This window comes from Herbaspirillum sp. GW822-FHT03A08 (genome assembly GCF_058801885.1).
On sequence record NZ_JBXANR010000003.1, the window covers coordinates 444,926 to 458,282 of the forward strand.

Annotated in this window: 11 protein-coding genes; 3 read left to right on the forward strand and 8 right to left on the reverse strand. The window is 59.1% G+C overall.

Annotation, left to right across the window (positions count from 1 at the left end):
- Positions 1-125: 125 nt before the first annotated feature.
- On the reverse strand, positions 126-479 hold the full coding sequence (locus AC1RN6_RS11210) for a hypothetical protein (RefSeq protein ID WP_493005310.1): 354 nt from the start codon (positions 477-479) through the stop codon (positions 126-128).
- A gap of 287 nt (positions 480-766) precedes the next feature.
- Between AC1RN6_RS11210 and AC1RN6_RS11215 the strand changes: the two genes are divergently transcribed.
- Positions 767-2,842: a TonB-dependent receptor gene (locus tag AC1RN6_RS11215; RefSeq protein WP_493005888.1), complete on the forward strand. Its 2,076-nt coding sequence runs from the start codon at positions 767-769 to the stop codon at positions 2,840-2,842.
- Between the two features lie 70 nt (positions 2,843-2,912).
- Here AC1RN6_RS11215 and AC1RN6_RS11220 read toward each other — a convergent pair whose 3' ends face one another.
- The 7 genes from AC1RN6_RS11220 to AC1RN6_RS11250 all read right to left on the reverse strand — a co-directional run bounded on the left by AC1RN6_RS11220 (position 2,913) and on the right by AC1RN6_RS11250 (position 11,080).
- Positions 2,913-3,944, reverse strand: a complete 1,032-nt coding sequence (locus AC1RN6_RS11220) for an alpha/beta hydrolase family protein (protein ID WP_493005313.1) — start codon at positions 3,942-3,944, stop codon at positions 2,913-2,915.
- Positions 3,941-4,765 (reverse strand): AraC family transcriptional regulator, encoded by an 825-nt coding sequence (locus AC1RN6_RS11225; RefSeq protein ID WP_493005315.1) that lies wholly within the window; start codon positions 4,763-4,765, stop codon positions 3,941-3,943. Before AC1RN6_RS11225 ends, AC1RN6_RS11220 begins: the two co-directional genes overlap by 4 nt.
- A gap of 148 nt (positions 4,766-4,913) precedes the next feature.
- A complete protein-coding gene (locus AC1RN6_RS11230) occupies positions 4,914-5,156 on the reverse strand; it encodes a hypothetical protein (protein ID WP_493005316.1) in 243 nt (80 codons plus the stop codon).
- A gap of 18 nt (positions 5,157-5,174) precedes the next feature.
- Positions 5,175-6,788, reverse strand: coding sequence for a diguanylate cyclase domain-containing protein (locus AC1RN6_RS11235; RefSeq protein WP_493005317.1), 1,614 nt, complete (start codon positions 6,786-6,788; stop codon positions 5,175-5,177).
- Complete coding sequence (locus AC1RN6_RS11240; protein WP_493005318.1) at positions 6,785-8,152, reverse strand: TAXI family TRAP transporter solute-binding subunit; 1,368 nt, start codon at positions 8,150-8,152, stop codon at positions 6,785-6,787. Before AC1RN6_RS11240 ends, AC1RN6_RS11235 begins: the two co-directional genes overlap by 4 nt.
- Positions 8,153-8,295: 143 nt before the next feature.
- Positions 8,296-9,990 (reverse strand): single-stranded-DNA-specific exonuclease RecJ, encoded by a 1,695-nt coding sequence (recJ, locus tag AC1RN6_RS11245; RefSeq protein WP_493005320.1) that lies wholly within the window; start codon positions 9,988-9,990, stop codon positions 8,296-8,298.
- 4 nt (positions 9,991-9,994) lie between these two features.
- Complete coding sequence (locus AC1RN6_RS11250) at positions 9,995-11,080, reverse strand: hypothetical protein (protein ID WP_493005321.1); 1,086 nt, start codon at positions 11,078-11,080, stop codon at positions 9,995-9,997.
- Positions 11,081-11,387: 307 nt separating this feature from the next.
- Here AC1RN6_RS11250 and AC1RN6_RS11255 point away from each other — a divergent pair, with 307 nt between their 5' ends.
- Both AC1RN6_RS11255 and lolD read left to right on the forward strand, forming a co-directional pair.
- A complete protein-coding gene (locus AC1RN6_RS11255) occupies positions 11,388-12,653 on the forward strand; it encodes a lipoprotein-releasing ABC transporter permease subunit (RefSeq protein ID WP_493005324.1) in 1,266 nt (421 codons plus the stop codon).
- Positions 12,646-13,356: a lipoprotein-releasing ABC transporter ATP-binding protein LolD gene (lolD, locus tag AC1RN6_RS11260; RefSeq protein ID WP_493005326.1), complete on the forward strand. Its 711-nt coding sequence runs from the start codon at positions 12,646-12,648 to the stop codon at positions 13,354-13,356. The genes AC1RN6_RS11255 and lolD overlap by 8 nt, the downstream gene beginning before the upstream one ends.
- The last annotated feature ends 1 nt before the right edge of the window (position 13,357 follow it).

The window sequence follows — 13,357 nt, forward strand, 5'->3', positions numbered from 1 at the left end:
ATCACGGCCTGCTGCTTGCGTGCCGGACATCGGCTCTGCCGTCAAAAGTATAAGTCAGATTGCCCGGAAAGCTTTGTCCATACTGGAGAAAATGAGAATTAGACGTGCACCGTTTTATGCGGTTTTCACGTCTTTTTCTGTTCCATGTCAGTGCGTTTCAAGAGGGGCGTGCGATTGCTCTGCATCATTTTCAGGCGAGACCGAATTGCGGAGACGTTGCGATATGTCGATGTGGGTTCGTGGATACAGAAAGACATGCGGTGGGCGGTGATGACGATGCCCGGTAATCCGGTTTTATCGGTTGGCGGCGTGTCCTCGGTTTCAGGCTTCAGCTTCTTTCCCGCATCTTGACGAGGCATTTCGACTGGCGTTGCTTTGGTATGCAACGGTGAATTCCGCGACACCGTTTCCTCCTTGTTGCGCAAATTCAGACAGGTCTGTTGCTCGCAAGCCCTCTCGCCAGCGGGTGTATGAGTCATGCAACATAACGCGTAGAATTTAGTGGTTGAGAATGAAAATGGTAATTGTTATCAATTATAATTCGTGAAAACTCGTCAATTCCCATCCTCTACCGGCCTTCGCTCATCACGGAACGGTCAGTTCCAGAGGCCTCTCAAAGGATTTTATGTACCCACGTCTTTCCCCCATGGCTTTGGCCCTGGCGCTAGCTTTCATCGTTCCTGTGTCGCTTCCGCAATTCGCATCAGCACAGACCGCCGCTGCAGGTAACAGTGAGCCGGCCAAAGCGGAAGGGAGCTTGCCTTCCGTGACGGTGAATGCTTCTGCCGACGCTTCGGCGGCAGGTCTGTCGGAAGCGTATGCGGGCGGCCAGGTAGCCCGTGGTGGACGGGTCGGATTTCTGGGGACACAGGATTTTCTGGACACGCCATTCAAGAGCACCATTTACACGCAAGAGCTGATCAAGGACCAGCAGGCTCGCGGTGTCGGCGACGTGCTCAAAAACGATCCGGCGGTGCGCGTCACACGCGGCTTCGGCAACTATCAGGAGTCGTACATGATCCGTGGCTTCATCGCCAATTCGGATGACCTGTCCTATAACGGTTTGTACGGTATCCTGCCGCGCCAGTATGTCGCGGCGGAAATGGTCGAACGCGTTGAAGTCTTTCTGGGCGCCAGCGCCTTCCTGAATGGCGCAGCTCCCGGCGACGGCGGCCTCGGCGGTACGATCAATTTGCTGCCCAAGCGCGCCGGTTCGGAACCGGTGACGCAATTCACCACCGGCTATGAAACCGGCGGCCAGACCTACGTTGCTGCGGATATCGGCCGCCGTTTCGGTCCGGACGATCGCATCGGCATCCGTATCAACGGTGTGCGCCGCGAAGGCGGTACTGCAGTCAACGGCGAAAATCGCGAAGTCAATCTGATGACTGTCGGCCTCGACTATCGCGGCAACAGTTTCCGTCTGTCCGCAGACATGGGCTATCAGGAAAACAACCTGACCAATCCGCGACCGAGCGTCTCGGTTCCGACCACCTTGACCTCCGTGCCGAGGGCGCCAAGCGGCTCCACCAATTTCGGACAACCTTGGGTGTTTTCGAATGAGCGCGACAAGTTCGGCACGCTCCGCGGCGAATGGGATCTGAACGACAAGACCATGGCGTGGGCGGCGCTGGGAACGCGCTACGGCACGGAAAACAATTCACTCTCCGGTCCGACGGTCGCCAATCTGAATGGCGCGGCAACCGCACGCCGTTTCGACAATGCGCGTGAAGATACTGTGCGTACCGGTGAAATCGGCCTGCGCACCAAATTCAACACCGGACCGGTAGCCCATACGATCAGCTCCACGGCGTCGAGCTATTGGCAGGATTCCCGCAACGCCTTTGCCACCAGCACCACCGGCGGCTTGAGCACCAACATCTATTCGCCGGTCTACAGCGCGATACCGGTATTGACCTCGACCACCGGCGGTAATTTGTCCAGCCCGCAAACGACCAGTAAGACACAATTATGGAGTGTGGCGATCGCCGACACGATGTCCTTTTACGACGACATGATTTCGTTGACGCTGGGTGCGCGCAATCAGAATCTGAAGGCCAATGCCTATTCCTACGTCACAAAATTGTCGACCACGAGCTACAACCAAAGCGCCGTGACGCCGGTGGCTGGCCTTGTCGTGAAGCCGATCAAAAATCTCTCCCTGTACGCAAACTATATTGAAGGTCTGCAGCAAGGCAAACAGATCACCGATACGACAGCCGCCAATTTCGGCCAGGTCCTGTCGCCGTACAAGTCCAAGCAAAAGGAGATCGGCGCCAAATATGATGCCGGCAAGGTGGCATTGGGCGTGGCCTTCTTCACAACAACGAAACCGCTGGCGTACAAGGACACTACAACCAATATCGAAAGCACCAACGGCGAGCAGCGCAATCGTGGCGTCGAATTTACCGCAGTCGGCGAACCGCTCAAGAGCGTCCGTGTGCTGGCTGGCCTGACCTTCTTGCGAGCCAGGCAGGAACAGACTTCTGTCAGCGCCAATAACGGCAACTACGCCATTGGTGTTCCGAAGACGCAAGCCAATGTTGGTGCAGAGTGGGACATTCCAGGTGTGAAGGGCTTGACCATCAACGGCCGCACTACCTACACCTCCACGCAGTATCTGGATGCCGCCAACAAGCAGCAAGTGCCATCATGGGTTCGTTACGATCTCGGCGCGCGCTACATCACGCAGATCGCGGGGCAGGTTGTGACCTTCCGCGGTTCTGTGGAAAACCTGACCAACAAGAATTACTGGGAATCCGCCGGCGGTGCATCCAATTCCGGCTACCTGGTGTTGAGCACGCCGCGTACTTTCGTCACGACGATGTCGGTCGACTTCTGATGAATGCCTTGTAATACCTGATTTTTTCACACCGCCCCGGCATGTCATTGCGACGTGCCGGGGCGGTTTGCTATTGAGCGGCGTCTAAGGTTTTCCGGAAAAATCCGACCACCGACTGATTGAACATCGCATGAAATTCGCGCCGGTCAAAACCGGAAGCACTGCGGCAGATTTCCGGTACGCGTGCCGCCAGCACGTCGTTGCAAGGCGCCAGAAAATCGAAATGTCCTGCTTTGGCGACAACGTGATATTCAGGCGTCTGCGACAGCGCAAGGCGGACAGCTTCCGCGTACGACGGCTGAGGCAGGATGTCGTCGTCTTCGGCGCGCCACAACTGGATCGGAACATTAACATCGCGCAGGCCGTTGGGCGAGAAGGTGAACCCAAGGGCTGGTGCTGCGACCACGGCGGCTTTGATACGGACATCTTTTGATCCATTCTTGCTGACGGGCGCTGTATTCACATCTGCGGGATTGGTTGCATCACGACTGCGCGCGATCAACCGACAGGCGAAATCCATTGTGTGCGTCAGGCAGAACGGCGCGATTTTGGCCATGTCGGGATGGCCGCCGATACTGACCAGCGTCGTGAATCCCCCCGCGGAAAAGCCAAACATGCCGATCTTCTGCCCATCGATATGATCGCGTCCACTCCACGCAGTCAGCAGGTAGTCGAGCATGCGGCTGATATGGCGCGGACGTTCCATGATGAAAAGACTGCGACTCTGGTCGGCAAAATTGTCGCCCGTGTGTGTCACCGCCGCCACCACAAAACCGGCTTCGGCCAGCGCAATGGCCGTATCGTAATGTCCGAGATAGGAGCCGCCTGTTCCATGGGAAATGACGATCAGGGGAAACTTTGCGCCATCGACGGGGGCGTCGACGGCGACAGTCTGCGTCACTGCTCTCATGGAGACAGGCTTAGGTACAGCGGTGCTCGGATACCAGATGCCGACCTCCAGCGGCGCGCCATCTGGATCCGCCGCCGTGACATGCTGAAAGCCGACGGCGCCGGCATAAGGGGCGCAGCAGAGAAGCATGCCCGTGATGGAAATCAGCAGTGCGCGCAGCGGCGATATTGTCTTCATGGTTTTTATGTTCATGCGCGGGTGGAGAGGTGCAGGGGGCGAACAGGGATCAGCAAGCCGGTATGCAACGCAGCTGGTGCAACGGTGCGGGGATTGTTGCGATAACGCTCGATTAATGGCCGATCGTCCGGCTCGTAACCACTATAGGGCAGCCACAGTGAATACAGCGCGGAGATGGTGGCGTTGATCTGCGTGTACGGCCCCATCAGCGTATGCGAGGCATAGGGCCCGGCGGGAATATCCAGCTGCTCAAGCTCGCCGGAAATCAGACCGTCGTCGGCGAGCGCCGCAGCGGCAAAATAGACAAAGCCCTCGTCCGCCTCGGGGTCGCCGTAGCTGATCCCCAGCCATTGCGTGGCCTGCCTGCTTCCAACCAGTTGTCGCAGATGACGATGCGTATGAGGAATGGTGCCGGCCGGACCGTGATGCCTCAGGGCCTGAATGCGAAATGCCGCTTGTTCGACGAGCCGGGCTTCCGGGGTGCTCGATGTCCGAGAGTCTGGGGACGCGGCTTCTTTGTCGGCGATGACATGGATCTTTTTCTGGAATTCGCGCGGCGATATGCCGGCGTACTGGAGGAAGGCGCGCGTGAAAGCTTGGGGGCTTTCGTAACCGGCTTCAAGGCTGATATCGGTGACGCTGCGCCGGTTTTCGGCCAGCAAAGTGGCGGCATGGGCAAGCCGCATGCGGCGCACGGTGTCCATCACGGTTTCACCCATCAGGCTACGATAAATGCGATGGAAATGAAACGGCGAGAAATGCGCCATCGCAGCCAGGTCTTCGAGGCGGTGCTGCGCCATGGGATCTGCGGCGATCGCCGCGACCACCCGGGCCATGCGGCTCCGATAATTTTTTTCTGAATGCTCTCGTCTCATTGCCGCAGTTTAACCGGCTCGAAGGTGGCAAACTTAGCCGCATTTGCTGAATCGATGTTGGATCGTACGGCTGAATGGAGGGGGACGCGCATGCAAATGCGCGTGCAGTTTATTTTCCCTGTTTCAGAAGTTGTTCTCTGACCCAAGGAAGTTTGTCGCTGACGGCTTGCAGGGCTTCTTGCTCGCTGCGGTAGACCGTCTTTGAATAGTCGGTGACCAGCGTCCACTTTCCTTCATCTTCCGGATCCTTGCGAAAGGTCTTGAAGGAGAAGGCGCCGTCGGCATGCTGCGCAATGTCGACGCAGTGCATGCCGGTATCGTCTTCGATGCTATGTATGACAGCTTTATTCATGGCGTTCTCCGTGGCGGATCAGACGCAAGCGTTACCCGGAGCGATCACGTAGCAGCCGCGCCCCCGGCTTTTGGCGTCGTACATGGCCTTGTCTGCCGCCTGCAGCAAGGTGTCCGGATCGCAATCGCTGTCGCAGACGGCGATGCCGATGGAGACGCCCAGTTGATAATCGCCTTGCTGCAGTTTCAGCGGTTCGGCGACGACGTTGATGCATTTTTCTGCGAGTGCGCGTGCACCATGGGCGAGCGGGCTCCCCAGATCGGTCGCCAGTAGCACGAATTCATCGCCACCGACCCGGGCGAGGGTGTCGCTGTGGCGCGCCACGCGCAGGAGCCGTTGAGTGATTTCCTGCAGCACCTGGTCGCCGGCTTTATGACCCAGCGTGTCGTTGATCGGTTTGAACCCGTCCAGATCAAGGAACAGCAAGGCCACGCCGGTGTGATCGCGATTGGCGTGCGCAATGGCTTGTCGCATGCGGTCGGCCAGCATGACGCGATTGGGCAGGCCGGTGAGGATGTCATGGTGTGCCTGGTGCTGGAGCTCGGCCTGATGCACTTTCAATCGTGACAGCAGGCGATTGAACGCCATTGTCAGATCGCCGACTTCGTCCGCGCGCGCCACCGGCAACGGCGTCAGCGGCAAGTCGCCGCGTGTCATGCGTTCGGCCTGATCGGCAGCGCGTCGTAGCGGCTGGAAGAACCACACTACCACCAGGATGATCAGCAGGAAAATGACCAGCGCCTGCGCCATCCCGCCGCGCAAGATGAAGGCCTGCACATGTTCGACGGTCGGCAGGGCGGCCGAGACCGGCAGGCGCACGGCGACGAACCAGCCGGTGCTCGGCACCGGTGCGATGGCCTTGATTTCTTCGACGGTGCCGTTGCTGCCGATGCCGGTGCCGCGATAACCGGCGACGGCTTTATCCAGTACCGGGTCGACGCCAACTTGCGGCAACGGTTTGAGTACGGTGTGCGGATCATTGGCGGCAATGATGATGCGCCTGGCCGGGGACACGAGGATAAAGCTGCCGGATTCTCCCAGGCGCGCCTGCTGCAGATGGTCCAGGAAGCCGGCTGCGGTCAGTCCAGTGGTGCCGCCCAGGACGCCGACCAGTTTGCCGCTGTGATCCCTCAGCGGCGCCAGCATGGGGATGATGGCTTGCTGCGATGCCGGGCTTAGCAGCGGCTCGCCGATGATGAACTTGCCACCCTTGGCCAGATGAAAGTCGGGAAAGCCGCTGATCGACAAGCCGGTACGTCCAACGGTCGCGGGATAGTCGACGAGGATGACACCGTCTGCATTGGTGACGAACAATCCTTGCGAAAACAGCGGTTGCAACTCTTGCCGTTCGCGCAGCCAGTTGCCCAGTTTTTCCGGTTGAGCGATCAGTTCCGTCGGCAGCGAAGTGGCCAGTTGTTCCAGATAGTGGCGGCGCTCCATGATGCGGTGATTGATGTCTTGCGCCAGATAGCTGGCGATGGTGCTTTGCTGTTCGGCGGCGACTTCGGTCAGGTCTTCGTGCAGGAAATTGGTCAATACGTAATAGCGCGCAATGCCGCTGGCGAAGACGACGAGGGTGCCGAAAAGCACCAGGCGGGTGACGAGGCTGTTCGTGAAGCGTTTGAATTTCATTGCGTAGGCAGAGATGTTGTTGTTATTTCGCGTTGATGCGCGGCTTCACTGATGCGGTCACGGACTACGCGTATCGCTTGCTTGAGCGCGTAGACGTCGCCGTAGTAGCGCTGAGGAATATCGATCTGGTTGGCGTTGGCGTCGATCTCTTCGATTTCCTGATGCCACTCGGCGAGCTTGTCTTCCGAGGGCGATTCGGTATTCCAGATTTCTTCTTCCAGCAAATGGATTTCCTTGTACCAGACCACCAGCCGCTTTTTCATGCTGGCTTCATAGATGCGGGGCACGGCTTGAATCAGACCGAACAGCACCGCAATGAACGGCAGCAGGATCGTGAAGCGGCGCTCGATGAAGTTGGCCAGCCAGAACGGCAGGTAGCGTTGCAGGAAAGGACGGCCGGATTTGAAATAGCGGCGCGTCTCGTCGGAGATGGTGAAGTCTTCGATGTTTTGATTGGGGAAGTAATTGCGCGGCGTGAAAAAATCCGGCGCATTGTGGATCACGTTGGCGGCGTCCAGCAACAGATAGGCCAGCGCCGGGTGCAGACTTTCCTTGGACACCAGCATGGCTGTTGCCGCCAGCAGCGTGACGTCGCGCGACGGGTTGTCGTTGATCAGGCTGGTGGCGCCGCGCGGATAGATGATCTTCGACAGTGACGGGAATTTTTGCACCATCGCGTCGGCTTGCGAAAAGCTCATCAGCTTGATACCGCTGTTGAGCAGGGTATGGATCAGCTCACTGTCGGCGCGGCCGATGAAGAAGGCGGCATCGATCTTGTTGTTGAGCAGTTGTTCGTAGGCAGTGTTGCCGTTCAATTCCACCAGCGTGGAATTGTTTGTCGTGATGCCGTTTTCCGTCAGCAGATCGTTGGCGACGATACGCAGACCGCTTCCGGGCAATCCGAGCGAGATACGTTTGCCACGCAGTTGCGACAGGCGGTCATAGGTCGCTGAGCCCTGATAGAACACCCAGATCGGTTCGTAAGAGATGGCGGCGATGGTCTGGATGCCGGGAGCCTGTTCGCTGTTGCCGGTGCCGGACTGGATAAAGCCGACCTGGAATTCATTGTCTTCTTCGCGCAGGCGCTGGAAGTTTTCCACCGAGCCCGAAGACGGCCGGATGTCGAGCGTGATGCCGTCGCGTTTAAGAATTTGCGCGTAGCGCTCGGCGTAGTTGTAGTAGATGCCGCCCGGAGCGCCGGCGGTGACGACGATCTTGCCCTGAGTCGCGGGCTTGAGCATGGCCAGCACCGACCAGCAAACTGCCAGCAGCACCAGCGACCCGATCAGCATCAGGCGGCGCAGGCGTTGCGGCGTCATCGGCGGCTTTTGAATGCGATGGAGCGGAAGAGGTGTCTTGGACATAAGTTGCTGCTTGGTTTGCCTATGTTACCTGCGCTGCTGATTATGTTTTACGCCCCATGCATCCGGGCACTTCGTTTTATTCTGTCGCCGCCAAGCTGGCATCCATCCGCTTGCTGTCAGTTTGCTGACGGTTGGCGAATCGGCTAAGCCGGTTCCGCGTGTTCCACCATCAACTGTACCTTGGTTGTACCGTTATATTCGTTGGCATCCAATCTAAAAGCAACTGTAGCGTAATCGGGCAACGCATCGGCGTGGCCGAACCAGATCGCATCGTATTTCTGTCCGTCTTTTTCCAACAGCAGTTTAAGGTGTTTTTCCTTGAGTATGCGTTGATTCACCACGCGGAAGCGATCGCAGAACACCGGCGGCGCAAAACCCTGGCCCCAGACCTGCTCATCCATCAGGCTGATGAAATTGACCGAATAGTAGGCGTCTTCCAGTGCGCCGTCGGTTTCCACCACGCGCTCAAGCTGGTTCTGGCTTAACCAATCTTTACCTACTTCTTCAAATGCATCGGCAAAGGCGTCGAAGGCTTCGGCGCGGATCGTCAGGCCGGCGGCCATGGCATGGCCGCCGAATTTGGTGATCACCGACGGCGCGTGTTTGGATACGAGATCGAGTGCGTCGCGCAGGTGGAAGCCGGCGATCGAGCGGCCGGATCCTTTGATCAGGCCTTCGTCGCCGGGTGCAAAGGTAATGGTCGGCCGATAGAACTTGTCCTTCAGGCGCGAGGCCACGATGCCGATCACGCCCTGATGCCACGAAGCGTCAAACACGCTGATGGTGCGGCGATCCTGCGGGTTGAAGTCGTCCAGCAACAGCAGGGCGGTGTCTTGCATGCCGGCTTCGATGTCACGGCGCTCGCGATTGATGGCGTCGAGCTGCTGAGCAATCTCCCAGGCGCGGCCTTCGTCGTCGGTGGTCAGGCATTCGATGCCGAGCGCCATGTCGGCCAGACGGCCGGCGGCGTTCAGGCGCGGACCGACGGCAAAGCCGAGGTCGAACGGCGTGGCTCGGCGGGCTTCACGGCCGGCGGCGCGGAACAGTGCGGCAATGCCGGCGTGCATGCGACCGGCGCGCATGCGTTTCAATCCTTGCGCGACGAGAATGCGATTGTTGGCGTCGAGTTTGACAACATCGGCGACCGTGCCGAGCGCAACCAGATCGAGCAAGGTATCGAGTTTGGGTTGGGTCTGGGCGTCGAAGATGCCGCGCTTGCGCATCTCGGCGCGCAAGGCCAGCAGCACGTAAAACATCACGCCTACGCCCGCCAGATTCTTGCTGGGAAAGCCGCAGGACGGCTGGTTCGGATTCACGATCACGCGCGCGTCCGGCAGGCTGTCGCCGGGCAAGTGATGGTCGGTGACGACGACGTCAATGCCGCGCGCTTTGGCGGCGGCGACGCCGTCGATGCTGGCGATGCCGTTGTCGACGGTGACGATGATGTCGGGTGACTTTTCGCGGATGGTCAGTTCGACGATTTCCGGCGTCAGACCGTAGCCGTATTCAAAACGGTTCGGCACGATGTAATCGACCTGTGCGCCAAGACTGCGCAAGCCGCGCAGGCCGACCGCGCAGGCGGTGGCGCCGTCGCAATCGTAGTCAGCGACGATCACCATCTTCTTGTTGGCGGCGATGGCGTCGGCCAGATAGACAGCGGCGGCATCGATATGCAGCAAGCCGGACGGCGCAATCAGCGCGCCCAGTTCGCTCGACAGGTCTTTGGCGTTGAGCAGGCCGCGGGCGGCGTAGACACGCGCCAGCACGGGGTGGATGCCGCTGTGGATCAGGTCGTCCACATGGCGCGGGTCGTAGGAGCGGGTAGTGATACGGATCATGTGCTTAACCTTGCGCAGCCAGTTTGCTCAGCGAAGGCTTAATCCAGAGCCCCCGGAGCCGGCTCAGCGACGAGGCCGTGGCGGTCAGATGCAGCAGCTTGTCCTGGCCGGTCAGGATCAGCGACAGGCTGTCCAGACGTTTTTCTCGCAGCGCTTGCAGCAGCGGCGCGAACCAGGCGGAGTCGAGCGCTTCCACGCGCTGCAGCCAGACACCCCATTCATCGGCGAGGCCTGCTTCCAGCAAGTCATCCAGCATGAGCAGGCCACGTTCGACCGGTGCGGCGAGGATGGTTTCGGGAGTGATGTCGGCTGGCTGAGATGTGCTGGGCGCCAACGCTTGCGGCCAGCCATTCAGCTTAAAAGCGGCCTGATAAGCCGATGCTGCGGTGATCGCGGAAGTTGCCACTACATCGGCGCCGCCCCAGATCCACAAAGAGTTGACCGGTTTCTTGCCGCGCATTTCGCGCTCTTCGTTCAGAGATTCGGAGAACCACTGCATCTGCACTTCATTTTGCAGCTTGCGCCAGGCCAGTTCACCCGGGCCTTCGGGCATCCAGATATCGATGTTGCGGCCGCTGGCTGCTTGCGGAGACGAAGTGCGCAGGCCGGCCCAGTCGTCGGCCCGCATCATCCACGTCGCGGCATCGATGTAGATCAGCGTGCGGCCGATTTCTTCAAACAGCGGGAGGGCGGACTGGAACAGGCGGCGCGAGTGCGCCTCGTCCAGTTCCAGTTGGCCGATGTCGGTCAGCACCAGATGATCGCGGGCAATATGGATGTGCGCCGGTTGCAGGACAAACCAATGGCCTTCCATCGCTTGCTGGCCGTGCGCCTGCAACATCGCGGCAGACGCCGGCGGGCTGTTGCTGGGTTCATCCTTGCCGTCGGCCGCAGTCAGACCGTATTGACGGCTGATCCAGTGCTCATGCGGCAAGGCGCGTGAAAATGGATCAAGACTTTGCAGGGGGTAGAGATTCTTGCTGCGCGCCAACAACGTGGCAAGTGCGGGGGCTTTGCATTGGCGTGTCAGGTCGCGCGCCAGCTCGGCTTGCGGCAGGCCGAAAGGGATGAGGATGTCGAGATGATTCATGCCGCGATTGTAGGCGAAAACCCTCGGTTCGTTCCAAAAGCAGCTATGACCAAGCGTAACCGAAAGGTAAATAAACGCGTGCAACAAAACTAAGTCCGTGTTTCGCAATCTGAGTTGACGGCCCGGGACGCGGTGACAGGCCCTGAACGACAACAGTGAAAGATGCCGGAGAGTGTGGCAAACTGGCGCATTGTCGTTCGGCATCGTTTTTACCGTGTTTTCGCAGGTTTTTCTTGCGAACTTCCCCGTTTTGCATCGTTGTTGCCGCCGTTCCGGCAATCCTCCTTCGAGAAAAGTGAGTCAAAGTTTGAGTCTGATTAAAAATTTACCCTTCGAATGGCTGGTCGGCATTCGTTACACGCGAGCCGGCAAACGCAGCGGCCGCAATAGTTTCATTTCCTTCATTTCCCTGATTTCCATGGCCGGCATTGCGCTCGGCGTCGCCGCGCTGATCGTTGTGCTGTCAGTGATGAACGGCTTCCAGAAAGAGGTGCGCGACCGCATGCTGTCGGTGCTCTCGCATATCGAAGTATTTGATGCTTCCGGCGCCATGCCGGACTGGCAGTCGGTCGCGAAGCAGACTTTTCAGAACAAGGAAGTCATCGGCGCAGCGCCGTACGTGGCCGCGCAAGCCATGATGACACGCGACGACAATGTGCGCGGTGTGGTGATTCGCGGCGTGCTGCCCTCGGAAGAACCCAAGGTGTCGGATGTGGCCGGTCAGGTCAAGCAGGGTAAATTTTCCGATCTCAAGCCGGGCGAATTCAACATTGTGGTCGGAGGCGAGCTGGCTCGCAGTTTGCGCGTCGGCCTCGGCGACAAAGTCACGCTGATCGCGCCACAAGGGCAGGTGACGCCGGCCGGCGTGCTGCCGCGGTTGAAACAGTTCACTGTGGTCGGCATCTTTGAAGCGGGCCACTACGAGTTCGACTCGTCGCTGGCCTTCATCCAGATCGAGGATGCGGAGCGGCTGTTCCGTCTCGATGCGCCGTCCGGCGTGCGCTTGCGCATCAAGGACATGCTGCAGGCGCCGCAGGTGACGTATGAGCTGTCGAAGACGCTGAACGGCAATCTGTATTTGCGCGACTGGTCGCAGCAGAACAGCAACTGGTTTGCCGCGGTGAAAACCGAGAAACGAATGATGTTCATCATCCTGACGCTGATCATTGCGGTAGCGGCGTTCAATCTGGTCTCCACGCTGGTGATGACAGTGACCGACAAGCAGGCCGACATCGCCATCCTGCGTACGCTTGGCGCATCGCCGGGATCGATCATGAAGATCTTCGTGATTCAGGGGGCGCTGGTCGGGCTGATCGGCACCGGTCTTGGCGTTGGCTTTGGCGTGCTGGTGGCGTTGAACATCGACGTGATCGTACCCTTCATCGAACGCTTGCTGCACGTACAGTTCTTGCCCAAGAGCATCTACGTGATTTCCGAATTGCCGTCCGACCTGATCTGGTCGGACGTGTGGACCATAGGTGGCGTAGCGGTAGTGCTGGCCTTCCTGGCGACGCTGTACCCAAGCTGGGCTGCAGCGCGCGTCAAACCGGCGGAGGCCCTGCGCTATGAATAATCAGAATAACCCCATCATAAACAATCAGACGGTGTTGTCCTGCCGCGGACTGGGCAAGACTTTTACCCAGGGTAAATATTCGGTCAAGGTGCTCAACGGTGTCGATATCGACGTCAAGGCCGGCGAGCAGGTTGCCATCGTTGGCGCATCCGGCTCCGGCAAATCGACACTGCTGCATCTGTTGGGCGGCCTCGACACGCCGACCGGCGGCACCGTCACGCTGCAAGGCAAGGATTTTGCTACGCTCGGCGAAGCTGCACGCGGCGACCTGCGCAATGCGGCGCTGGGTTTCGTTTATCAGTTCCATCATCTGCTGCCGGAGTTTTCTGCACTGGACAACGTCGCCATGCCGCTTATGATCCGCCGCGTCAAGCGCGATCAGGCACAGGAACAGGCGCGCGAAATTCTCAAGCGCGTCGGTCTGGAAAATCGTGTACGCCACGTTCCGGGCGAACTGTCCGGCGGCGAGCGCCAACGCGTCGCCCTGGCGCGCGCGCTGGTCACCAAACCGGCCTGCGTGCTGGCCGACGAACCAACCGGCAACCTCGACCGCTCGACCGCGGACAAGACGTTTGAATTGATGATTGAATTGTCGCAAACCCTGGGTACGGCGTTTGTCATCGTTACTCATGACATCGAGCTGGCGCGCCGCTGCGGCCGCGTGTTGCGATTATCTGAGAATGGCTTGCAACTCTGGGAATAAG